Origin of the sequence: Thermoanaerobacter wiegelii Rt8.B1 (assembly GCF_000147695.2) — a bacterium.
In the GTDB taxonomy this organism is placed as follows: domain Bacteria; phylum Bacillota; class Thermoanaerobacteria; order Thermoanaerobacterales; family Thermoanaerobacteraceae; genus Thermoanaerobacter; species Thermoanaerobacter ethanolicus.
Window position 1 is genome coordinate 1,845,436 of the sequence record NC_015958.1, and the last position, 22,376, is coordinate 1,867,811.

Annotated in this window: 24 protein-coding genes and 1 riboswitch; of the genes, 2 read left to right on the forward strand and 22 right to left on the reverse strand. The window is 33.5% G+C overall.

What is annotated here, in order from left to right; all coding sequences use genetic code 11:
* Positions 1 to 30: 30 nt before the first annotated feature.
* Positions 31 to 1,314, reverse strand: coding sequence for an IS110 family RNA-guided transposase (locus THEWI_RS09150; protein WP_014063190.1), 1,284 nt, complete (start codon positions 1,312 to 1,314; stop codon positions 31 to 33).
* A 283-nt stretch (positions 1,315 to 1,597) separates the two neighbouring features.
* Complete coding sequence (locus tag THEWI_RS09155; protein WP_014063191.1) at positions 1,598 to 2,938, reverse strand: FAD-dependent oxidoreductase; 1,341 nt, start codon at positions 2,936 to 2,938, stop codon at positions 1,598 to 1,600.
* Positions 2,939 to 3,138: 200 nt separating this feature from the next.
* On the opposite strand from THEWI_RS09155, the gene hydE reads away from it, so the two are divergent.
* The gene (gene hydE, locus THEWI_RS09160) at positions 3,139 to 4,188 is read left to right on the forward strand and encodes a [FeFe] hydrogenase H-cluster radical SAM maturase HydE (protein ID WP_014063192.1); all 1,050 of its coding nucleotides are present in this window, start codon (positions 3,139 to 3,141) and stop codon (positions 4,186 to 4,188) included.
* 18 nt (positions 4,189 to 4,206) lie between these two features.
* On the opposite strand, the gene THEWI_RS09165 is transcribed toward hydE, so the two are convergent.
* From THEWI_RS09165 to THEWI_RS09205, 9 genes are all read right to left on the reverse strand, one after another.
* Positions 4,207 to 4,671: a 4Fe-4S binding protein gene (locus THEWI_RS09165; protein WP_014063193.1), complete on the reverse strand. Its 465-nt coding sequence runs from the start codon at positions 4,669 to 4,671 to the stop codon at positions 4,207 to 4,209.
* A gap of 17 nt (positions 4,672 to 4,688) precedes the next feature.
* The gene (locus THEWI_RS09170; protein ID WP_014063194.1) at positions 4,689 to 5,024 is read right to left on the reverse strand and encodes a NifB/NifX family molybdenum-iron cluster-binding protein; all 336 of its coding nucleotides are present in this window, start codon (positions 5,022 to 5,024) and stop codon (positions 4,689 to 4,691) included.
* Between the two features lie 37 nt (positions 5,025 to 5,061).
* Complete coding sequence (locus tag THEWI_RS09175; RefSeq protein ID WP_014063195.1) at positions 5,062 to 5,880, reverse strand: MBL fold metallo-hydrolase; 819 nt, start codon at positions 5,878 to 5,880, stop codon at positions 5,062 to 5,064.
* Between the two features lie 19 nt (positions 5,881 to 5,899).
* Complete coding sequence (locus THEWI_RS09180) at positions 5,900 to 6,244, reverse strand: NifB/NifX family molybdenum-iron cluster-binding protein (RefSeq protein WP_014063196.1); 345 nt, start codon at positions 6,242 to 6,244, stop codon at positions 5,900 to 5,902.
* A complete protein-coding gene (locus tag THEWI_RS09185; RefSeq protein ID WP_014063197.1) occupies positions 6,241 to 7,116 on the reverse strand; it encodes an ATP-binding protein in 876 nt (291 codons plus the stop codon). The genes THEWI_RS09180 and THEWI_RS09185 overlap by 4 nt, the downstream gene beginning before the upstream one ends.
* Entirely contained in the window at positions 7,113 to 7,961 is an 849-nt protein-coding gene (locus tag THEWI_RS09190) for an ATP-binding protein (protein WP_014063198.1), read from the reverse strand. The genes THEWI_RS09185 and THEWI_RS09190 overlap by 4 nt, the downstream gene beginning before the upstream one ends.
* A 14-nt stretch (positions 7,962 to 7,975) precedes the next feature.
* Entirely contained in the window at positions 7,976 to 8,338 is a 363-nt protein-coding gene (locus THEWI_RS09195) for a NifB/NifX family molybdenum-iron cluster-binding protein (protein ID WP_014063199.1), read from the reverse strand.
* Positions 8,339 to 8,858: 520 nt separating this feature from the next.
* Positions 8,859 to 9,218 carry a DUF5320 domain-containing protein gene (locus THEWI_RS09200; RefSeq protein ID WP_014063200.1) on the reverse strand — a complete coding sequence of 120 codons (360 nt, stop codon included), beginning with the start codon at positions 9,216 to 9,218 and terminating at the stop codon, positions 8,859 to 8,861.
* A 150-nt stretch (positions 9,219 to 9,368) separates the two neighbouring features.
* Entirely contained in the window at positions 9,369 to 11,132 is a 1,764-nt protein-coding gene (locus THEWI_RS09205) for a dynamin family protein (protein WP_014063201.1), read from the reverse strand.
* A gap of 104 nt (positions 11,133 to 11,236) precedes the next feature.
* A riboswitch (Fluoride riboswitch) is annotated at positions 11,237 to 11,296 on the reverse strand.
* Between the two features lie 223 nt (positions 11,297 to 11,519).
* Between THEWI_RS09205 and THEWI_RS09210 the strand changes: the two genes are divergently transcribed.
* Positions 11,520 to 12,149, forward strand: a complete 630-nt coding sequence (locus THEWI_RS09210) for a class I SAM-dependent methyltransferase (RefSeq protein ID WP_014063202.1) — start codon at positions 11,520 to 11,522, stop codon at positions 12,147 to 12,149.
* Between the two features lie 17 nt (positions 12,150 to 12,166).
* Here the strand turns inward: THEWI_RS09210 and THEWI_RS09215 are convergent, their stop codons facing one another.
* The 11 genes from THEWI_RS09215 to THEWI_RS09260 form a co-directional block, all read right to left on the reverse strand.
* Positions 12,167 to 12,583: a hypothetical protein gene (locus THEWI_RS09215; RefSeq protein ID WP_014063203.1), complete on the reverse strand. Its 417-nt coding sequence runs from the start codon at positions 12,581 to 12,583 to the stop codon at positions 12,167 to 12,169.
* Positions 12,584 to 12,610: 27 nt separating this feature from the next.
* A complete protein-coding gene (locus tag THEWI_RS14235; RefSeq protein ID WP_156786937.1) occupies positions 12,611 to 12,760 on the reverse strand; it encodes a hypothetical protein in 150 nt (49 codons plus the stop codon).
* A gap of 141 nt (positions 12,761 to 12,901) precedes the next feature.
* A complete protein-coding gene (locus tag THEWI_RS14240; RefSeq protein ID WP_014062067.1) occupies positions 12,902 to 13,060 on the reverse strand; it encodes a hypothetical protein in 159 nt (52 codons plus the stop codon).
* A gap of 453 nt (positions 13,061 to 13,513) precedes the next feature.
* Complete coding sequence (locus THEWI_RS09225; protein ID WP_014063205.1) at positions 13,514 to 14,590, reverse strand: bis-aminopropyl spermidine synthase family protein; 1,077 nt, start codon at positions 14,588 to 14,590, stop codon at positions 13,514 to 13,516.
* A 143-nt stretch (positions 14,591 to 14,733) separates the two neighbouring features.
* Positions 14,734 to 15,708, reverse strand: coding sequence for a LacI family DNA-binding transcriptional regulator (locus tag THEWI_RS09230; RefSeq protein ID WP_014063206.1), 975 nt, complete (start codon positions 15,706 to 15,708; stop codon positions 14,734 to 14,736).
* 87 nt (positions 15,709 to 15,795) lie between these two features.
* Positions 15,796 to 16,764 carry a carbohydrate kinase family protein gene (locus THEWI_RS09235; RefSeq protein ID WP_014063207.1) on the reverse strand — a complete coding sequence of 323 codons (969 nt, stop codon included), beginning with the start codon at positions 16,762 to 16,764 and terminating at the stop codon, positions 15,796 to 15,798.
* A gap of 65 nt (positions 16,765 to 16,829) precedes the next feature.
* Complete coding sequence (locus THEWI_RS09240) at positions 16,830 to 18,278, reverse strand: glycoside hydrolase family 32 protein (RefSeq protein WP_014063208.1); 1,449 nt, start codon at positions 18,276 to 18,278, stop codon at positions 16,830 to 16,832.
* 19 nt (positions 18,279 to 18,297) lie between these two features.
* Positions 18,298 to 19,125 carry a carbohydrate ABC transporter permease gene (locus tag THEWI_RS09245; protein WP_014063209.1) on the reverse strand — a complete coding sequence of 276 codons (828 nt, stop codon included), beginning with the start codon at positions 19,123 to 19,125 and terminating at the stop codon, positions 18,298 to 18,300.
* A complete protein-coding gene (locus THEWI_RS09250) occupies positions 19,125 to 20,009 on the reverse strand; it encodes a carbohydrate ABC transporter permease (protein ID WP_003870826.1) in 885 nt (294 codons plus the stop codon). The genes THEWI_RS09245 and THEWI_RS09250 overlap by 1 nt, the downstream gene beginning before the upstream one ends.
* 80 nt (positions 20,010 to 20,089) lie before the next feature.
* Positions 20,090 to 21,409: an ABC transporter substrate-binding protein gene (locus tag THEWI_RS09255; RefSeq protein WP_014063210.1), complete on the reverse strand. Its 1,320-nt coding sequence runs from the start codon at positions 21,407 to 21,409 to the stop codon at positions 20,090 to 20,092.
* A 140-nt stretch (positions 21,410 to 21,549) separates the two neighbouring features.
* Positions 21,550 to 22,371 (reverse strand): hypothetical protein, encoded by an 822-nt coding sequence (locus tag THEWI_RS09260; protein ID WP_014063211.1) that lies wholly within the window; start codon positions 22,369 to 22,371, stop codon positions 21,550 to 21,552.
* Between the last annotated feature and the right edge of the window lie 5 nt (positions 22,372 to 22,376).

A 22,376-nucleotide genomic window follows, 5' to 3' on the forward strand; every position in this document is an offset into this window, starting at 1 on the left:
CTTAATTGATTTGATAGTATATTGCACTTTTTATGCAACTTCCTGTAATGCTGGCCTCTTTATGTCCTTCATCATCTTGATTGGGTCATATTTTACTCCTTTCTTTAATATGACATAAAATATCCTTATTAGTTTGTTGCCCAATACTATTAATGATTGCTTCTTTTTTAGCGGGTTTTGCGCTCTGGTAGTGTAATATTTGTGAAGTTCACGAAATTCTTCGTTTTTTGCCACCAAAGCCATTACTGCAGTAAATAGTACTCTCCTCAATCGCTTCCTCCCTCTTTTACTTATTGTCGTTTCTCCTTTATGCTTACCAGAGCTATTCTCTACTAGGTTTAATCCTCCTAGTTTTTGTATCTGTTTCGGATGTTCATATTTTTCAATATCTCCTACTTCTGCAATAAAACCTGCTACTGTATTTACTCCTATCCCTTTGATTCCTAGCAGTTCTTTAACCCCTGGTATCTCAACTATTAATTCTTCTATCTTCTTCTCTATTTCCTCAATTTGTTTTTTAAAAAATTCGTATTGTTCAATGAGGGTCTTTATCTCATATTCTGCCATCTTCATTCCCTGCTTCTTCCCTATGCTCTTCCTCGCAGTTTCTATTAGCTTTATAGCCCTTTTTTCTCCTACCCCCCTTTGTACTTCTTTCTTCCATATCGATAGGATTTCTCCACTGCTTTTTTCTGCTATCTTCTCTGGTGTTGGAATTTCTTTTAATGTGATAAGTGCTGCTTTCCCTTCCCAGTCTGAAAATACGCTGTTAAACTCTGGAAAGTATATGTCTATCCATCTTGTTATTTGATTCTTTATCATCCCTATTTGTTTGTTCAACCTGTCTTTTATGTCCATCGCTATCCTTAATTCTGCATATACTCCTTCAGGTATTGTCGGTTCTACATATCTCCCATCTTTTACTAGCATTGCTATTGTTTTTGGGTCTTTTCTATCGCTTTTTGTGGGAGAATTGTCATCTAATTCTTTGCTCCTCTTTACATGAAATGGATTAACCATTACTACCTTTATGTTATTGTCTTTAAGGTATTGGACTAAACATACCCAATATTGTCCTGTCGGTTCCATCCCTACTATTAGTTTGTTTTTCTTATGTCTCTCCATCAAGTCTTTCGCCCATTTAGAAAATTTTGTCATACCTTCTCTATTGTTCTCAAATCTTAGGTATTTCCCATATTCTACTCCTCTGTAGTCAAATGCTCTGGCATAATGGCTTTCTTTTGCTATGTCTACTCCTACAATTAATGTGTCTTCTGTTACTTGCAAAATCTTTTCATTTTGTGTATACTTCATTTTAGGTACCTCCTGTTTATTTTGATAATTCGAGGTAAGTTCTTAAACTTACACTCTGTATTTTATCAGGAGGTACTTATTTTTTCAAAGTCCATTCTTCTTTATTTTTTATTCATTACAGGAATGCTCCATTAATAAATTTTTATTATCGATCCATGTATAAGGTATACGAATAGCGCAATATGGTGTTACTTTTTTAAAAATTATAACACGAAAAAAAGAAGAAAACAATAGTCATAAAAAAACAGACCAAATTTGGTCTGTTTTTTTATTCTTAAAATTCTCATATTTTTGACATAGCATCTAAAGCCGCTGAATTTATTGGGTATGACACAGGAGAAGATGTGAGTAGTGGATGTGTCGCCACTTGGAAGGTATTTAATTCTGACGCTGTTGTTCCTTTTTGTATTGCAAGACTTAAAATATTTATCATTTCACCAACATTTTCTCCACCTGCTATTTGAGCTCCTAATATGACTCCAGAATATCTAGAAAAAATCAATTTTATCTTCACACTCTTTGCATTAGGCAAAGTTCCAGGATGTTTGTCCATTGTGCTAAATTCTCCGATTACTATATCAAAGCCTTCAGCTTTTGCTTGCGTTTCTGTAAGACCTGCAGCAGCAAAAACAGTATTGTATATCTTTGTAGAAAAAGCACTTATTGTGCCTTTATTTTCCCTAACCAATCTTAATTGAAATACATTTACACCTGCAATTTTTGCTTCATTAGCAGCAATTGAGGCAAGAAGTATAGGTACATTCTTTCTTGTGAAAAAACATTTCTTTTCTGCACAGTCACCAACAGCAAATATGTCTGGATCGTTAGTTCTCATGTATTCATCAACTGTTATTGCTCCTCTTTCATTGAGTTTTATACCTGCAGCTTCAGCTAACTTAGTATTTGGTTTCACTCCCATAGCTAATATGACAACGTCAGCTTTTATTCTTTCACCTGTATGCAGTTCTACTTCTTTTACTTTTGTATCCCCTATAAGTTTTGTAACTTTTGTATTTGTTTTTATTGTTATACCATGTTCTTTTAATGTAGCTTCTGCCATATCACTGTATTCAGGGTCAAAGGCTTGCCACAAAAGCTTGTCAGCAACCTCAATTATTGTTACATTTTTGCCAAGAAGTTGCACCTGCTCTGCCATTTCAACACCAATAAATCCACCGCCAATTACTACAACATCCTGAGCCTCGTTAATCTTTTGCTGAACAAATTTTAAGTATTCTTCGTCTTTTTTTATTGTAAATACATTTTCTAAGTCATGCCCTGGTATAAAAGTAGGAACTATTGGCAAAGAACCTGTCGCTAAAATTAGTTTTTTGTAGGAAATTTCTCCACTCTTTTTAGCATTAACTTTTTTGTTTTCCCTATCAATTGAAAGAACTTCATCTATTATTAAATCAATACCAGCATTGGTAAGCATTGCATCGGGTATAACATTTTTAGATGTGTCTTTTAATGTTCCAAAAATGTACGGAATACCGCAAGGAACCATTACCCGTTCTCCCATTCTTACAACAGTAACTTTCTTATCTTTGTAAGTTTTTTTAGCAGATAAAGCTGCTAAAATTCCACCTGCGCTTCCTCCAATGACCAAAACATCAGTTTCCATCACTTCTATTACCTCCTATATTTTGCATTTTGCTAGAAACTACCCCCTACCCTGTAGGGTACCTCTACGTAAATTATAGGATTATAATAAACTTATGTCAATAAAATATCAAAAATTTGTTAAGAAAATAGTTTAACAATTTTATTGATTTTTTATTAACAATTGTTTTATACTAATTAGGGAAAGAGAGAGTGATATTCATGATAAAAGAAAAAGATATTGATGCGTTAATTGAAAAATTAGAAACACATCACAACATTGATAAAGAAGAACTTGTAACACTTTTAGCTTTAGAAGACCCTTCCAAGATTTATCAAGCTGCGGATAGAGTTAGAAAAAAATATGTAGGAGATGAAGTACATTTAAGAGGTCTCATAGAATTCAGTAACTACTGCAGCAACACTTGTTTTTATTGTGGCCTTCGAGGTCCTAACAGGACAATTAAACGATACAGAATGGAACCCGAAGAAATCTTACAATGTGTAAAATATGGAGCATCAGTTGGACTAAAAACAATAGTCCTTCAAAGCGGTGAGGATAAATATTTTAAAATAACTACTTTATGTAAAATAATAGAAGAAATTAAAAAATTAGATATTGCAGTAACTTTAAGTATTGGAGAACTTTCCACTAAAGACTACGCTGAATTAAAAAAAGCAGGAGCCGATAGATATCTACTTCGCATTGAAACTACAAACAAAGAGCTTTATCAAAAATTACATCCCGGCATGAGTTATGAAAATCGCGTAAGGTGCCTTATGGATTTAAGAGAATTAGATTATGAAGTCGGAACAGGAAGCCTGATAGGCCTCCCGGGACAAACTTTAGAAATGCTGGCACAAGATCTCATATTTTTTAAAAAAATAGATGCAGATATGCTAGGAATAGGTCCTTTTATACCTTGCGAAAACACACCTTTAGAAAGGGAAAAAGGCGGCAATGTGGAAATTGTATTAAAAATGTTGGCTTTATCAAGACTACTATTGCCTGACATTAACATACCTGCTACTACTGCTTTGGCTGTTAAAGACAAAGCAGGTTATATTAAAGGACTAAAGTGTGGAGCTAATGTAATAATGCCAAATATAGGTATAGATGAGTATAAAAAATTATATAAACTTTATCCTGGAAAAGTACCTGACAATCCCTCTGAAGCTGTAAATAGCCTTGAAAATATCAAAAAGCTTATTTTATCCCAAAATAGGACAATTGGAAAAGATAAAGGCTATCGTAAAAAAATATTAAATTGATGTGCGATAGCCTTTTTTCTATGAAATCGCTCCTACAGGGCAAATATCAATACATCTGCCACAGTCTCTGCACTTATTAGGATCTATATATGCAATTCCATCTTTCAACTCTATAGCATCAAAAGGACATACTCTCACGCAATTACCACACCCAATGCAGACCGATTCATCCACTTTAGGTTTAAGTGGTTTTGTATATTTTAGGCCACTTTCTTTTTTCTCTTCTGCCACAGGATTATTAGTGTTAGTAGTAGGAAAATTCTGATAAGATACATTATAGCCTGCAGCTTTTCTTATCATTGGCCCGCCGCATACAGGGCACCTTAGTGTATAACAAGGTACACCTCTTTGATGAGGAATCTCATGGCCACAGTTTTCACACACACAGCTACCATCAGGTCCGAAACCTGCTCCTCTTCCAAAGCCACCTCCTCCGCCAAATCCTCCACCTCTACCTCCAAATCCTCTTCCAAAACCAGGCATAACAATTGTTCCTCCCTTCACAAATATTTTTGTGAATAAAATTTTATAGCCTCTTCCACAGTATCTACATCCTTTACAACTATAGGAGTTTTATTCCATTCCTCTTTTATTCTCCTTTGGCTCTCTTTACCCATTGCCTTGCCAATAAAAACTTGACAGTCCTTTAAAACTTCCATTATCTCATCTGTCTCAGCATGTTTATGTTTATCTCCCCCATAGGGATTTTCCCTTTCTTCAACTTTTTTGTAGCTATTATTTTCATCTACTTCAAAGATTATAAAATACTTGCTCATGCCAAAATGCTTATCTGATAAATGCACCTTATCATTAGTTCCAATTGCAACTTTAATCAAAACAAATGCCTCCTCTTATGTTAAACTTATTAAGGTTTTAAACAATAATGGAAGAACTCGTAGTTAAATAGGACAGTTTGTCTTTTAGCACTGATTTTAAAATCCCATATTCGTCTATTCCCGTGCAATGACCTGTATATATTTTCTTTATTCCATAGCTATCTATTTTTTTGGCTATTTCTATGATTTCTTCTTCTGGCATACCTCTTAAATGAAAACCTCCAATTAATGACTTGAGAGAACTTCCTTCAAAACGCCTTTTTGCCGTTCCCAAAATATTTAATATACCTGCATGGGAACATCCCGTAATTACATTAATTCCATCTTCCTCTTTTACTACCACAAAAACCTCATCTAAAAAATTATCCTTTATTTTTTCTCCTTTTTCTTCAATTAAAAAATTCTTAGTAGTGAATTCATTGTCATAAACTATGTCAGTGCTTGTGATCACAAAAAAATCTTTTTCTACTTCTGTATCTTCCTCTATTAGCACAAAATTATTTTTGTATTTATTGTAAATTGCTAAGTTAAAACCTATCTCATCTATATTTCCATTTTTCCTCAATGCATATTTTTTATCTAAAATCCGCTTATGAGCATATATTTTTACATTGGGATTCTTTTCAAGCAAACCTTTGAGCCCACCAATATGGTCATAATGCCCATGGGTGAGAACCACTTTTTGCATTCTTTCTACCTCTATACCCATTAAACCACAATTTTTTATAAAGTTTTCACTCTGGCCGGTATCCACCAAAACTTCTTTATCATCTTTTTTTACTAAAATTGATAATCCATGTTCTGCTACAAAATTTTTATTAAAAACCACATTTTCTATAAGCACTTGTATTTCCAATTATTCTCTCCTCCCTTCTTTAATGATGATGTTCGTGTTTTTCACAAGGACTGTTAGAAGATATCAAAGTACCATTGATGTACTTCTCTGCCACTTCTGTAGCATTTCCTTCAGCGCCAGTTATTACATCTATTCCATAACTATTAAAAAGCTCAATAGCACTAGTCCCCATTCCTCCAGAAATTATACAATCAACTCCTTTGTCTTTTAAAAACTCTGGGAGAAATCCTGGTCTATGACCGGGATTAGGTAAAAAAGTAGAGTCTTTTATCTTACCATCCTCCACATCAAAAATCCAAAAACCTTCACAATGTCCAAAATGCATTGAAACTTCTTCGCCTTCTGAAGCAACAGCAATTTTCATTTACTTTCCACCCCTTCATCTAAAATTTCTTTAATCCTAAGCCACATTTTATAAATTTGCTGGTAAGCAGTGCTGTCAGGATAACTACTTAAGCTTTGTAAATTTTTTAAAGCTTTTACAACTGTTTCATCAAAATCTATTTTCCCAACAACCACAATGTTGTTTTCCTCACAATATTTTTCTATTTGTTGTGATACTTCTTTATTTAAATCCCATTTATTGACACACACCACGGAAGGAATTTTAAAGCTTTCTATCGCTGACAATACTCTCTTCATGTCAGCAAAACCAGAAAGTGTAGGTTCTGTAACAATTAATACCAAATCTACACCCGTAGCAGAAGCAAGGACAGGACATCCTATTCCTGGAGTTCCATCAATTATCAAATACTCATCGTTGTCATCACTTACTTCCTTCGCCTTCTTTCTCACCTCTGTCACCAATTTTCCTGAACCATCTGCTCCAGGAAAAAGCTCTGCATACACTACTTTTTCTTCCGACTTTGTCTTGGCATATATTACATGGCCTGTTTTTTCCTCTACCAATTTAATCGCTTCAACAGGGCATTTATACATGCAAAGGCCACAACCTTCACAATAATAAGGATATACCTCAAAATTTGAAATAGCGTCAAACCTACAAAGTTCTTCGCAAAGTCCACATTCAATACATTTGTCTCTATCTATAACCGCCGTCTCTTTTCCATAAAAGTCTTGTTTTTCTATTATTTCCCCCTGCAAAACTATATTTAGGTTAGGAGCTTCTACGTCACAATCTGCCATAATCTTATTTTTAACAATGGTGCTCAAAGTAGTGGCAACTGTGGTCTTCCCTGTACCACCTTTCCCGCTTAAAATTGCTAACTGCTTCATTTTTTTATCAACTCCAATGCATCAGTTGTCAACTTCTCAAATATTTCTTTTGCCTCTTCATCAACCTCAATCAATAATTTTCCTTTTGAATAGGCCTCTGCAAACTCTTTTTTAAAAGGAATCTTCGCTAAAACTTTTATCCCTTCTTTTTCGCAGTATTCCTCGATAATATTGTCCCCTTCCCCAGCTTTATTAATGACAGCGGCCATAGGAATGCCCATCTGCTTTACAAGCTGTACAGCTAAATCAAAGTCGTGCAAACCATAAGGAGTAGGTTCTGTAACCAGAATACACAAATCACTTCCTTCAATAGAATGTATAACTGGGCAAGAAGTCCCGGGAGGGCTATCCACTATTACAGGTTTATCTGCATTCTCAATCAATTTATTAATCTCTTTTAAAATAGGCACTCCAGTGGCCTCTCCATAATTTAATTTTCCGTCTATAAAATCTATGCTTTGGGCTTTGCCCTTCCTTATCGTACCAATAGGTTTATATTTTTCTACTATGGCATCATAAGGGCACATCTCAAAACAAGCTCCGCAGGAATGACATAAATGGTCAAATACAAGAATTTTTTTGATTAATTTTGTCAATGCTCCAAATCTACACGCTTTTACACACTCACCACATAAAGTGCATTTGTCGTTGTTTATTTCAGGTATTATGACTTCAACAGTTTTGTCCTCTTCTATTTGAGGATTTAAAAACAAATAGCCGTTGGGCTCTTCTACATCGCAATCAACATACACGCTATTATTAAAAGTTTTCGCAAGGTTGACAGAAACGGTTGTTTTCCCTGTCCCACCTTTACCGCTCAATACAGAAATTTTGACTCTTCTCATCTTCAATGCTCCTTTTAGTGATGATGATGTCCTTGATTTGTCGCTTCTGTTATCTTTTCAAGACTTCCATTTTTAAAAAGCTCTATGTTTGTTTTTACATCTCCTTCTACTGCTTTATAAACTGGAATTTCTGCTGCTTTAAATACTTCCATAGCGTTTGGTCCTACATTACTTGAGATAAGAACTTGCACGCCTTCATCTATAAGAGTCTGTGCCGCTTTAGTTCCCGCACCACTGCTTTGGGCTACTGCAGCGTTGTCAATAACTTTATAATCCATCGTCTCACTATCAACTATAATAAAATATTGAGCTCGTCCAAATCTTGAATCCACCTTAGCTTCAAGAGTTTTTCCTTCTGAGGAAATAGCTATTTTCATATTGCATCCTCCATTTCATTATTGACATATGTTACTTACATTAATTAATATATTATTATTTTTGTCATATGTCAATAAATTTATAAAGCAAGATAGTATCAAGATACTGTAGGATAATTTTTAGTGATAGTGACAATCATTTTAGCAAAATTTTCGTAACAATATAAAATATAGTATGTATAAAGTTAACATTTTGCACAGCTTGCTCCGGTGACAGAGCAGGCTAAACTAGCGCTCGATCTCAGACGCCGGCGGGGTTCCGGGCACAATCGGCATCTAGCCTTAAGGTTCCCGCTTCCGGCATCACAAGGCTGCGGCCCCGCCTGCGTCCCTCGATCTCGCTAAGTTTAGTTGCTTCTCTGTCACAAGTCGCTTCTCGTGTGCAAAATGTTAGCCTTCCTACCTCCGATAATTTTGCACTATCATTAAACAAAAATGGTACTAGCATTTTAGCCAAATTATATCAAATTAAAGCATAAAAATAAGCAGCCACTTGCGTGACTGCGACTTTTAAAACTAATTATTCCTCTTTTTTATCATCTTTTTTCTCTAATTGGTCCAATCTTTCTTTTATATATTTTAATTGGTCTTCCAAATATTTTGCTTCAGCACTTAAAACATCTTTTTCATTTATATTGTAGCCAGGATATTGAGGATACCCATAACCATACCATCCTCTTGCCCAACCAGGAAGTCCTGTTAAATAGTACATATGTCTAAATCCTCTTCCTCTGCCGAACCAACCGAAGCCTCTACCAAATCCCCAGTATGCTCTTACGGGATTTAAATAACCAGGTACATTATATCCTGAACAATATCCTAAGCCTCTTCCTGTTCTTGGGCCTAATCCCATTGGACCTGTTCCATCTCCTCTTGGCATATCAATCCCTCCTCTTTTTTATTTTGGTCATATGACCATTACCTAGCTATATAATATCACCGTTTTGGACTTATGTCAATAATATTTTACCCAAAAAAATATTTTTTATTGTTGAATTTTTAAATTCTTTCACTTATATACTTCACTATATTATTTCAACATATTTAAAACATGCTCTAATTCTTCACGTATTTTTTCAATATCTTTTAGCAATGTCTGATAACAAGCTTTTTCTCTTTCGAAGCTATCTCTATCAAATTTATAATCCTTTATTGACTTAGCAAGTAGTTCTTTTATAGTATCATACATCGTTTGTAATTTAAAATTCATATCTTTTTCAAATTCACTAAAACTTTCTTCAATCCTTGTTAATAAATCATAACGAATGCGACCTATGTTTCTGTCAACATCAATTGCTACTCTATCTAAAATCCTTTTTAAAATAATTTTTCCAGCAACTTTTTTAGGCAAAAAATAGGTAAAATACACAGGGTCAATTTCCAATGCCCCAACATCATATCCTATCTTGTATGTAAATTTACTCTCCGCAGTAATGCCACCTGCACTTCTAAAATATTCCAGATTTATGCCAAACAATTCGTTTGCTACTGTTTTTACCTCATCAATGACTGCATTGAGCCGTAAAAGATAATTAGACAAAGCTTTACTATACTGTTCTTCAATGTCTCTTTCAATGCGACCTTTTAATTTTTCAAATTCCTCTATAATAGCTTTTTCAAGGTACTTTTCAAGCTCTTTTTTCTGATTAATACGGCTAAGGTCACGGATACTATGGTAATACTCTTTTATCTTTTCTGATACTCTGATACTGATAAACTGTTTATATTCTTCCACCTTTTCATCAAAATTCTGTAAAATATTTCTCATATCGCCTTGAAACAATAGTGATATTTCTTTTTTGTTTTTTTCAACTTCTTTAATAAAGTTCTCAAATGCTTTTATATTAGACTCAAGACGCTCTAATGGAACTTGTCTCAATTTTATACTGCTTTCAAAAAAAGTTTGGCACATCGAAATAATTCTTTCAATGTTTTTGGCATAGCTTTCAAGCAATACTTTTTCTTTTTCTTTCATTAGAAAATTTTGCAAATCAATTTCAAGTTTTTGGACTCTACTCTTTTCAATCGCATTATCATCTTTTGATATTTTCCCTTCTAATGCTAATTTAGCAGAAATCGGATAAATATTAATGCTATCATTCTTTGCAATTTCTCTTACAATATTTTCATTAAAATTAATTATTTCCCTTAACTCCATTTCATTTACATAGTCAATTTTATTTAAAACAAAAAATATTTTATTGACATTTTCAGATACTTTAGACAAAAACTCTTTTTCCAGTTCACTTATAGGAGGATCTACTGAAAGCAAAAAAATCACAGCATCAGCTTTATTTATATAACTATATGCAACATCTGTATTATGTTTATAGACTGAACCAATTCCCGGTGTATCTATGATCACTACGTCATTACTTATAAACTCAAAAGGATATCCTATATGTATTTCCTTGACTCCTTTTATGTTTTTAGGATTGTTTTTTTCTGTGCAATACAAATCCAATTCTTTAATGTCAATATTTTCATTTCTGCCATCATTATATAGAACTTTCGCCCATATATCAGTGCTATATTTGATTTTTGTTATAACAGATGTTAAAGGGACAACACCTGTTGGAAGTATATCAGCTCCTAACATATAATTAGTAAATGTTGATTTTCCCCTTTTAAATTGACCTAATACCATAAGATAAAAAATATTATTGCAAAACTTATTTTTAACTTCTGAAACAGCTTCTCCTATTGCTTTAATATTGATATCTTTTGATATTCTTTCTATTTTTTCAAATATCACATCTAGACTTTTTTTAATCTGGTCATATTGTTTCTTCATAACCTCACCTCCTAGCCACAGTATAATCGAAATTCAGATATGGAGTGACATTTTTTACCTTACTATCACCCCCTAAAAAGCAAAATAGTTCCTACTGGTTTTTACACCAAGTAGGAACTATCAGCCTTTCGGCGGTTGAAGTGAGTTCCATCACTTTTTATACAATTGTCAATATCATTATACCCAAAATGTAAAAACTTTGCAAGATAGCAAAAGCTAAATGATATGCGTGCAGTATATTTCTGTTATATGATATAATGAAATAAAGGGAAGATTTATTAAAGAATGTGTTTGACTTTTAAAGTGTGACTTCCAAAGAATAAGTCTATAAATTTTAAAAGACAAGAAGAATAAAATAGAAAAAAGTTTTAGAAAGGATGAAAAATTATGCCTAAAATATCTGCTTTTGAAAAACATTTTGACAGATATGAAGAGTGGTTTTTGGAAAATAAATACGCCTATCAATCGGAATTAGACGCAGTGAAATTACTCATGCCGAAATTTGAAAAGGGATTAGAAGTAGGAATTGGCACAGGAAGATTTGCGGTACCTTTTAATATAAAAAATGGCGTTGAACCTTCTTCAGAAATGAGAAAAATAGCTATGCAGCGTGGCCTTAATGTAGTAGATGGAGTAGCAGAAAATCTTCCTTTTGGTGACAACTCTTTTGACCTGGTCTTAATGGTGACGACTGTATGTTTTGTAGATGATGTGCTAAAATCCTTCAAAGAATGTTTTAGAGTCCTTAAAAATAACGGTACAATTTTAATAGGCTTTGTAGATAGAGAGAGTACAATTGGCAAAATATATCAAGCAAATAAGGAAAAAAGTCTATTTTACAAAGAAGCGACATTTTATTCTACAAGTGAAATAGTTGAATTGCTTTACGAAGCAGGATTTAAAAATTTCAATTTCTCACAGACCATTTTTAAAAAACTTGATGAAATAAAAGAAAAAGAACCTGTAAGACATGGCTTTGGTAAAGGCTCTTTCATAGTAATAAGTGCTAAAAAATGACATTTTAACTATGCTTTTTAAAGCAAAGCTTTTATTGCGTTATCTAAAAAATTCTCATCTTTGGGTTGTGTGCCTTCTTTTGATTCTATTTTTTCTCTCAATGTACCTGATAAAATAATTTGCACATTTTGATTTCTATCCACAATTATTGAGATAGGTTCAAGAGCCCCGCTTAATATTCCTAAAATAACCATTATTTGAGAAGGAGTTAAAACTCCTTTTTTTGCTTTATCTTCCCCTTCTCCACCCTTGTCATCTTTTCCACCATTATTTTTGTCGTTATTTCCATTGTTTGAATCATCGCCAGTTTCATTTTCAGGTTCTCCACTATTTTTATTTTTATCATCTTCTACAATATCACCATTATTCTCTTTTATTCCTAACTTTAATAGCAAATCTTTCAATTGGGACTCCAAATTATCAGACGATAACATGTATTTTCTCCCCCTATAACTTTTATGTCATCTTATTGGCAGTGGAAAAATTATTATCGCTGGCTCTTCAGGCCTTGCATAGCCTAAACCGAAATAGAGAATCAACGAGAGTACAATAACAAACAAATAAGCATTAAACCCTTCTTTTTCTTCTTTCATAGCAATCACTCTTTTCACTAAAATTTTATATACTCATTTTTATATATGATTTTATAGTTTGTCTTGTGCTTGTACGGATAATCGAGTAGGAGCTGAATAATTATTTTATTCAGCGTCCTCTCACACCACCGTACGTACCGTTCGGTATACGGCGGTTCATTAGGAATTATGTACAATTCTTAGTACATCATTTCTTCCATCCCTTGACGCCGATGATATACTATGCACTTCCGTTGTCTTTTGAAATTCCCTTTCTCTATCCAACGGATAGCCTCTTTGTTGAGTTGTCTGCAGTCTTCGCATATCTCTCGAGTTCATAAGATTTCCGAAACCTCCTAATGTTCAGTCCTTCCTTATCTATTCATGTCTAGATAAGTACTATGACCTCTGCTGACTTCTCAAGGTTCAGCCATACATCACTGTATGGGTTGTCACTTCATATTTTACTTCCATGACTTATCCTTGAGACCTCCCCGGGTAAGAACGATTGCTTTCATCTCATATATCTGCCAGATTTACTGTATGGGATTCGGGTAGTGTTGGACTTTGTTTTGATGTGCAAACTCATCCATCCCAATTCAGCCTCTTATCTGGTTCTTGTTCATCAGACCGAGATTTTGCCTTAAGCTTCCTTCAGATTCCACCTCACGATGGACACCCTTGCTCTCGGCTAGTGGTTCCCACTACCAAGCCCACAGCGGACTTTCACCGCCTAGCTATCGCCCATGCCGGGCGCACATAAATATAGGCTTCCATGGGCTACATGGAAGCCTATGCTTTCTTTCCTTTGTAAATTAAAGCCTCTTCGTCTACGTATAACTCACAAGGTTTATACTCATTTTCAATTCCTTTTGAATCTTTTAAGGTTTCTACACGATACATAGAAGACCTGTACCAATTAAGTTTCGGTTCTACTTGCACAAAGGTATAATCCTTGCCAACAGTTTTTAAAAGGTAATCCCAGTTTACATAATGGTTAAAGTCATGAATTATATCGGTCACAACTACTTTAAATTTGCTTGCTAAAATTTGCTGGAAAACATTCCACTTTTCCAATGAGGCCTCTATCAACGTCAGTCCAAAATACCCCGCACACCCTACTTTAGAAAGAGCAGAAATCCCTCTTCCTATGGAAATTTCCAAAGCCTCTATTGTTTCTGGCGGGTCAGTAATAAAAGTATCAAAATACCCTACATATTCTTCTGGTAGTTTGTCTCTAAAATCGTATTTCATAGCTTTTATAGGCAGATTATATTCATTTGCCACATCATTGATGTATTGCACTAGCCTATCGTCTATTTCCATCACTATAATCTCAGTTGGCATACCTGAAAGTCCTGCAGCTATACTTACAAGGTCATCATCACCTAAAACTAAAAGTTTCTTTCCTTCTAAATCTCCTCTTTCAGCCATGAGAGCTATTCTGCTTACCACTGTTTGTGTCGTAACAAAACCTTGGTCATAATCGCTAATAGCTTTTGGGCGATTTTCTGTCACTTGGTCAAATTTTTTAATCAAGTCTTCTAATTTAGAAAGGTCTATCCCTCGTCCTTCACACGCGTAACAAGTATATATTCTTTTTGGAGCTATTTTAAAGCCATTGAGATATTCTAAACCTTTAGAATTAAATTTTATATTTCCATTTTTCTTAACTTCCAACAAATTTTTTTGACGTAGTAACTCAATTATTTCTGCTACAACTGAAAAAGGTTTTTGAGATAAGGTTATAATCTCCCAAAAATGCGGAGTTGCTGCAGCAGCTGACAATATTTTTTCCACATCCTTAGAGGAAGTCATAACCCCTGTTTTTTGGTAGATTTGGCGCGCTATATCTTGTAGACTTTCCATCTTCTCACCCCCATAATAGTATTTCTACAAGCTTTTTACACCTTCAAAATACCATACAGGGGTATATTCCATTTAAGTCAATATTGAGGCCGGCACATAAAATTATACATTTAATTCAATAAAAAAGTCAAGAGAGGTCAAAATTACGTAGTCTCCCTCTCTATCAGAGTTATAGGCAAAATATTTTCTTTTTCCACCTTTTCACCATCTATTTGGCGTAACAAAAGTTCAATAGCTTTTCTTGCTATTTCTTTAATTGGCTGTTTTACGGTTGTTAAAGATGGAACTACCAAATTAGCAACATTTATATCATCATAACCTACAATTTTCAAATCCTGAGGTATTTTTTTATTTAACTCTTTTGCCACACTTATTACAGAAGCAGCAATTAAGTCACTGCTAGCAAATATGCCGTCGATATCTGGATGTTCTTTAAAAAGGCCTCTTACTATTTTTTTATATTCATCTATTTCAAACCTATTTAATTTTGTTTCTACAACGTAATGTTCCACACCCTCTTGTGTTGCTACATCTTTGAAGGCTTTATAACGGTTATTAGCTGGTGTATTCAAAATCAACGGTCCGCTTATGTGGGCGATTTTTTTACATCCCTTTTGTATTAAAAGTTTTGTAGCCAAAATTCCACCTTTATAATTGTCTGAAGCTACATAAGGTATATTGGAATAATATCTATCAATTGCTACTATAGGAAGTTTCACATTTAAATATTGCTCTGCTTCTAAGGTATGACTGCCAATAATTATACCATCAACTTGATGTCTTTTCAGCATATCTATATATCCTTTTTCTTTGCTACTATCTTGCCCAGAATTGCACAACAAAATTTTATAACCTTCTTGATAAGCATAATATTCTATATAACCGGTCAATTCTGCAAAAAAAGGGTGCGATACATTTGGAACTAATAAACCTATTAAATAGGATTTTTTTCTGTATAAGGACCTTGCTAATTCGTTAGGCTGGTAATTTAATTCTTTCATCGCCTCATAGACTTTTTTTCTCGTTACCTCGCTTATATAGCCTCTGTTATTTAAAACCCTTGATACAGTCGTAACAGTAACTCCTGCTTTTTTCGCTACGTCTTTTATAGTTGGCATGTCTATCACCTTCTAATACCACTTTTTATCTCCTCTTCTATTATACCTTTATCGTCATTACAATTAAAGTCTTCATGATGGCATATTTTACAACGATTTTACACCATGTACTAGTAAATATTTTACCTCTTCTAACGTTGGCATTGCAGGAATTGCTCCTCTTTTAGTTGTACATAGGCCACCGGTAGCATTAGCAAAGTCAATAATTTTTTCGAGTTCTTGAGTTTTTAATTTCTCTAGGGGATAATCTATTTTTGATATATTATAAAGAACTCCTCCTAAAAAAGCATCTCCAGCTCCTGTTGTATCTACCACATTTACACGATATGCAGGTATATGTCCTGTGCCTGATGTATGTCTATAATAACAACCTTTTGCTCCTAAAGTTACTAAAACTAGTTTTATCCCCATATCAAATAATGTTTTACTGCCATATTCCAAGCTTGATTCTCCAGTTAGAAATTGTAGTTCGTCTTCAGATAATTTCACTATATCTGCATATTGTAATCCCAAAACCATTTCTTTTTTCGCAACAGTTTCATTTTCCCATAAAGGTGGTCTCCAATTTGGGTCATATGAAATAATTTTTTTATTTTGTTTTGCATATTCAATAGCTTTTAATGTGGTACTTTTTGAGGGTTCATCTGTCATAGATAAAGACCCAAAATGAAATATTTTCCCTTTCTCTATTAAATCCAGGTCAATATCCTCTTCTTCCAACATTGTGTCAGCTCCCGGATTCCGATAAAAAGTAAAGCTTCTGTCTCCCTTATCATCAAGATGCACAAAAGCAAGAGTTGTATTTGCTTTTGTAGTAAATTTTAAACCGTCAGTATTAATTTGATTATTTTCAAGCACTTTTTTTAAAAAATATCCAAATTGGTCATCACCTACTTTACCTATAAAAGCACCTTTACCTCCTAATTTTGTAACAGCAGTTAACACATTTGCAGGTGCACCCCCAGGATTCATTTCAAATAGTGTATTTCCATTATCAGAAAACCCTGCAGGAGTAAAATCGATCAGCAACTCACCTAAAGCTACAACATCATACATTATAATCACCCCACATAGATTTTACTTTACACTGTGGTAACACTCACTTTAAATTTATCATAAATTTAATTTACAACAATATCCCATTTATTTAAATAATTAATTTTACACTCCCCTTTGGAATATAAAGATATATCTACCGAATCTTTGCTAGGATATATCCTTCCACTCATTACTTTTTCCCCATTATTAATAAATATCTCAACCGAACTTACATCTACAAATACTCTGAGTTTAAGTTTATTATTTTTTAAAGCTACATTTATTTTCCTTTCTCCTTTAGGTCCTATACCTGATTTATTGCGGTCAAATATAAATAATGATTCATATCTTTTATATGATAAAACAGTTTCTTCATTATCACCTTTTCTTATTTTTAAACCAAATTCCTCTGCTTTGTCCGCCTCAAACTCAACTTCAAGTTCATAACTCTCACCACATGTGTTTAAGTTTTTTTCTCCATCTATCATTAAGTTTGTAAGCTTATAATGATTTTTTCTGTAGTTTTCTATTTCTTTAATCGGCCTAAAATATAATTTACCATTAACCATTAAAATTTCCCTTGGTAATGTCATGGCTCCCGCCCAATTATGGCCTCTTTCCTGTGTTGGCATAACTTCCCCCCACGTATCCATCCATGCAACTATAAGCCTTCTTCCCTGTTCATCACTAGTAGTTTGTGGGGCATAAAAGTCAAATCCATAGTCAATCGGTTGATAGTCATCTATATCAAATTTGAATATACCTTTCTCTATCTCAAACTCTCCCACAAAATAAATAGATGAGCGGTTTTCCCTTTCCACTGAAACCATTAATATATATTTTCCATCTAATTCAAATAAATCAGGACATTCCCAATTGTAACCTGTGTTTTCATTCCCTCTCGCCAGTATATTTACAAAATCCCAATCTTTTAAATTTGTTGATTTATACAATAATACCTGCCCGTGTCCTTTTCCATCATTTGAACCTAACATTATGTAATAATACTGTCCGTTTTTAAAAACTTTAGGGTCTCTAAAATCTTTTTTACTTGCTTCTTCTGGAATTTGTTTTTCTCCAATTACAGGATTTTTACTATATTTTATAAAATTAATGCCATCTTTCGAGTAAGCCAAATTTTGAACCTGTCTATAATCTTTACTCTTATCAGGTCCTGTATATATGTGTCCAGTATACAGTAAACATAACATATCGTCTTTTTCAATGGCACTACCTGAAAAACACCCATCTTTGTCAAAATCCTCTCCCGGCACTAACGCTATTGGAAGATAAGTCCATTTAACCAAATCCTTACTAATAGCATGCCCCCAATGCATTGGACCCCAAACTGCATCATAAGGGTTGTGCTGATAAAACAAATGGTAATTACCTTTGTAATATATAAATCCATTAGGGTCATTGATCCAACCATATTCACCCATTAGATGGTATTTTAATCTATACTGCAAATTTAATCTACACTTATTTTCTTGAATATATTTATTTGCGTCATTTATATTTATCAATTCCAATTCTACTACCTCCAGACCTTTATTTTATAGAACCCTTTAAAACGCCTTCTATAATCTGCTTTTGCATTAGTAAATATACAATTATTACAGGAATAGTAGCTAACATAAGAGCTGCCATAGCAGGCCCATATTCAATCGTGTAAGTTCCATAAAAATAGAAAACAGATAGCGGTAGAGTCCTCTGCTCTGGTGCCATAAGTACTAAATATGGCAATAGAAAGTCATTCCATATCCACAAAATATCCAAGATAGCAATTGTTGTTGTTACAGGCTTCAAAAGTGGAAAAACAATTGTAAAAAAAGTTTTAAGCTGACCGGCTCCATCAATCATAGCAGCTTCTTCTAATTCCAGTGGTATACTCTTTATAAAACCGTGATACATAAATACAGCCAAAGATGCACCAAAACCTACGTACATATAAATCAATGCCCATTTGCTATTCATCATGCCGATAGAACCATATATTTTTACAAGGGGTATCATTATCCCTTGAAAAGGAATAATCATAGACGCCACCATAAAGAAGAACATAAACTGATTAAATTTCCACTTTTTTCTCACAAATATATAAGCAGTCATTGATGACAACAACGTAATCAAAAATACACTAAAAGCAGTTATAATCAAAGAATTTAAAAAAGCATGCATATAATTCATTTTTGTAAAAGCATCAAGGTAATTGCTTAGATTCAGCACCGACGGAAGTTTAAGTGGATTTTCTAGTATTTCCTTTCTCTCTTTAAAAGAATTAATTAAAACTATAAAAAATGGAAATATATAAAGCACCAAAAAAACACTTAAAGCAAAAAACTTTATGCCGTTAAGTAGGCGATTATTTTTTTCCATTAGTTTTCCACCTCCAGCTTTTTGCTAAAATACACTTGAAGCAACGTGACAGCCGCTACTACAAAAAAGAGGAAAAACGCTTCTGCTTGACCAATACCATACTGTTGACTTAAAAAAGCAGTGTTATATATGTGAAGAGATATGAGTTCGGTGCTTTTGTAAGGCCCTCCATTTGTCAAAGCCAAGTTTATGTCGTAAACCATAAACCCTCTTTGTAAAGTCAAAAAAACACTTATAGTAAAAGAAGGTACCATTAATGGAAGTATCACATTTTTTAGTCTTTGATAAGTATTTGCTCCGTCTATACTTGCTGCTTCTAACAAATCTCTCGGTATATTCATAAAACCTGAAATATATATCACCATCATATAACCAGTATACTGCCAAACTGTCACAATAACCAAAGCCCAAAAAGCTTTGTCAGGATCTGACAACCAAGAGCCTGACAAAATTGGTATATTATATGATTTTCCTAAATATACTAAAATGTTTGAAAAAATAAATTGCCATATAAAACCTAACAATATTCCGCCTATCAAATTGGGAGTAAAAAACCCTGCTCTAAAGAAATTTTGGCCTTTTACGCCACTCGTTAACATATAAGCCAAGAAAAAAGCTATGACATTAATTAATATTACTGTGAAAAATACATATTTTAGTGTCAATAAAAAAGATGTCCAAAATACTTTATCTTTAAATACTTGTAAATAATTTGAAAAACCTACAAAAGCATGTGTAGCAGAAATACCATTCCAATCAGTAAAAGTTAAATATATTCCATATAAAAACGGTAGTATTATTACTGTGAGAAAAGCAAAGGTAGTAGGTCCTGCAAATATCAAGTACGTTTTGAGTTTAGCCAACAAAGTTTTTTCTTGTTCCACACTCATATCCTCCTTCACTTTTATATTGAATAACGGATAGACAATAACATTCTATCCGTTATTCAATCAAATCTTACGTATTATTGAACATTTTTCCAATAATTTTCTATTTCATCAATCAAGCCTTTTCTGTCAATTTTGCCTGCCAAATACTTTTGCATTGAAGCTCCTAACTTTGACCAGTGGTCTGGTGGCAATGTAGTCATAAACTCTAAAGTATTGCCACTCTTAACATACTGCAGAATAGATTTAGCAAGGGGATCTTGCGGTTGTAAAGTTATATTTTTAAATGCAGGTATAATGTTAAGTTTGTTCACAAGCATGTCTTGACCTGTAGAGTTGTATACCAACCAATCTAAAAATTTCTTAGCTGCATCTTGCTGCTCAGCACTATTTTGTGTTTTATCTATGCCGATAAATTTTGTTACACCTACAGGTATACCTGAATTACCATAGTCATCTGGGTTATTGCTGATTGGTACAGGTATAAAGCCGTATTGTCCATTTGCAGTATCAAATTCTTTTATCTGTGGCCATGCCCAATTTCCCATAAACCAAAATCCAACTTCACCTTTACCAATAAGCTCTGGTCCTCTATCATAAGTCGGAGATAATGGATCATTTTTATCTATGTTGTACTTTTTCATCATGTCAAAAGTATCCATTAAGCCATTAAACACTTTATTATTTGCTAAATCAACTTTTCCCGCTTTTAAGTCTGATAAAAATTGAGCTACTTGAGCAGGATCTTTAGATTGATCCGCATACGCTATTGAAAGGAAATGTGCGCCTAAAGACCAATCCATTGGAGAAATTTCTAGTGCTTTAGCACCTGTTGCTTCTACTTTTTTAAATGCTTCTTCTAAAGCATCTCTCGTCTTTATAGAACTCGGATCAAAGTTTCCACCATAAGCCTTGTCCAGTACAGCCTTGTTGTAAATAAGTCCATATCCTTCAACAGCAAACGGAAACGCTATAACCTTTCCATCCACTGTAGCTGCATTTAAAGCACCATCTATTGCATCTTTTACCCACTTTTCACTGCTTAAATCTAAGAATTTATCTTTGAATTTTGCTATATCACCTGGATCTAACATTGCCATTGTTGGTGCATTACCAGATGCATACATGGAGGTAACCTTTTCAAAAGGTGACTGACCAGCTGCTGCAGGAATGACTTCTACAGCAATATTCGGATTTTCTTTTGTAAAAGCTTTAGCTGCATCTTCTAATTGAGCCTGAATTTCCCCCTTAGAATTTAGCAAAGTAATTTTTACAGTTTTTGTTGCCGTGGCAGTACTATTACTTTCTCCATTGTCGCTGCTTTTTGTACCACAGCCTGCCATGAGCGAAAAAACCAATGCAAACGTCAACATAATGGATAAAATTTTTCTCTTCATGACAATCCCCTTTCTTTAAATTTTTTAGATTTACTCTTATTATACTTAATTAATTTTTATATGTCAACCGTTTGACATAAATTTTTTGATAAAATGTCAACCGTTTATAATACGGTTGACATTTTTGAAACTTATTAATATTATAATAGATTGTATCTTGCTATTTTGTTAATTTGTTCAACTAATCCTTCTACCTTTTCCTTTTGGGAAGATTCAAATCGTGACTTAAAAACATTAGAGCCAGATACCTTAATAGATAAATTTAAAAACCCAGTTTCTTCCTCATCAATGTGCGAATTTAAAATCTTATGTACAGGAATGTAAATCCATATACCACCATATTTTACATCTTTTATAGACTTTGCATTTTCTTCTTGTAATATTATTAATTCTTTATTTGTAAATATAATCATATGAGAAGTGGATTTTATTCTTGTAAAAAATTTTAGGTATGGTACTTTTATTTCCCGTTGATATAAAAAATCTATTACTTTTTCTCCATTCAATACAGCTTTTTTTGCATAATTCATAAATTTATAGTTTACATCCCTTAAGCAGTCAAAAGTATGTAGTTCATCTTCTACCTCCCGCACATCTATATCACACAATGATATTCGCAATTCATCGATTATAGGCTTAAATATATTTTCAACAACAGTATTATACTCAACAAGAGATGATTTTGTTTCACCATTTACATCTCCATTTATTTTTAACCACGAGTACAACAATATAGAACCGTTTTCAATATAGTTAATATTTTGAATGGGATATGAAACAACGTTAATATTACCTTTTACACTTTCAAGAAAAACGATGCTATTTTCATACAAAAGTATAAGTTTATCATTTGTTTTTTTTCTGCCCCAGCTATCAGCAGGAGCATATATAGCATTTAAAAACTGGGTTGAATCTTTAAAGTTCTCAATCATAGTAAAATTTAAACATTTCTGGAATTTCACTGTAG

What these genes read in the sequence shown, in the direction of transcription:
- THEWI_RS14240 (WP_014062067.1), bottom strand. Translation starts at nt 13,060, where the DNA reads ATGAACTCGAGAGATATGCGAAGACTGCAGACAACTCAACAAAGAGGC.
- THEWI_RS09200 (WP_014063200.1), bottom strand. Translation starts at nt 9,218, where the DNA reads ATGCCAAGAGGAGATGGAACAGGTCCAATGGGATTAGGCCCAAGAACA.
- THEWI_RS09190 (WP_014063198.1), bottom strand. Translation starts at nt 7,961, where the DNA reads ATGAGAAGAGTCAAAATTTCTGTATTGAGCGGTAAAGGTGGGACAGGG.
- THEWI_RS09150 (WP_014063190.1), bottom strand. Translation starts at nt 1,314, where the DNA reads ATGAAGTATACACAAAATGAAAAGATTTTGCAAGTAACAGAAGACACA.
- THEWI_RS09185 (WP_014063197.1), bottom strand. Translation starts at nt 7,116, where the DNA reads ATGAAGCAGTTAGCAATTTTAAGCGGGAAAGGTGGTACAGGGAAGACC.
- THEWI_RS09205 (WP_014063201.1), bottom strand. Translation starts at nt 11,132, where the DNA reads ATGAAGAAACAATATGACCAGATTAAAAAAAGTCTAGATGTGATATTT.
- THEWI_RS09230 (WP_014063206.1), bottom strand. Translation starts at nt 15,708, where the DNA reads ATGCCAACTATAAAAGACGTAGCGAAAAAAGCAGGAGTTACTGTTACG.
- THEWI_RS09215 (WP_014063203.1), bottom strand. Translation starts at nt 12,583, where the DNA reads ATGTTATCGTCTGATAATTTGGAGTCCCAATTGAAAGATTTGCTATTA.
- THEWI_RS09180 (WP_014063196.1), bottom strand. Translation starts at nt 6,244, where the DNA reads ATGAAAATTGCTGTTGCTTCAGAAGGCGAAGAAGTTTCAATGCATTTT.
- THEWI_RS09245 (WP_014063209.1), bottom strand. Translation starts at nt 19,125, where the DNA reads ATGGAAAAAAATAATCGCCTACTTAACGGCATAAAGTTTTTTGCTTTA.
- THEWI_RS09165 (WP_014063193.1), bottom strand. Translation starts at nt 4,671, where the DNA reads ATGCCTGGTTTTGGAAGAGGATTTGGAGGTAGAGGTGGAGGATTTGGC.
- hydE (WP_014063192.1), top strand. Translation starts at nt 3,139, where the DNA reads ATGATAAAAGAAAAAGATATTGATGCGTTAATTGAAAAATTAGAAACA.
- THEWI_RS09155 (WP_014063191.1), bottom strand. Translation starts at nt 2,938, where the DNA reads ATGGAAACTGATGTTTTGGTCATTGGAGGAAGCGCAGGTGGAATTTTA.
- THEWI_RS09225 (WP_014063205.1), bottom strand. Translation starts at nt 14,590, where the DNA reads ATGGAAAGTCTACAAGATATAGCGCGCCAAATCTACCAAAAAACAGGG.
- THEWI_RS09210 (WP_014063202.1), top strand. Translation starts at nt 11,520, where the DNA reads ATGCCTAAAATATCTGCTTTTGAAAAACATTTTGACAGATATGAAGAG.
- THEWI_RS09235 (WP_014063207.1), bottom strand. Translation starts at nt 16,764, where the DNA reads ATGTATGATGTTGTAGCTTTAGGTGAGTTGCTGATCGATTTTACTCCT.
- THEWI_RS09195 (WP_014063199.1), bottom strand. Translation starts at nt 8,338, where the DNA reads ATGAAAATAGCTATTTCCTCAGAAGGAAAAACTCTTGAAGCTAAGGTG.
- THEWI_RS09255 (WP_014063210.1), bottom strand. Translation starts at nt 21,409, where the DNA reads ATGAAGAGAAAAATTTTATCCATTATGTTGACGTTTGCATTGGTTTTT.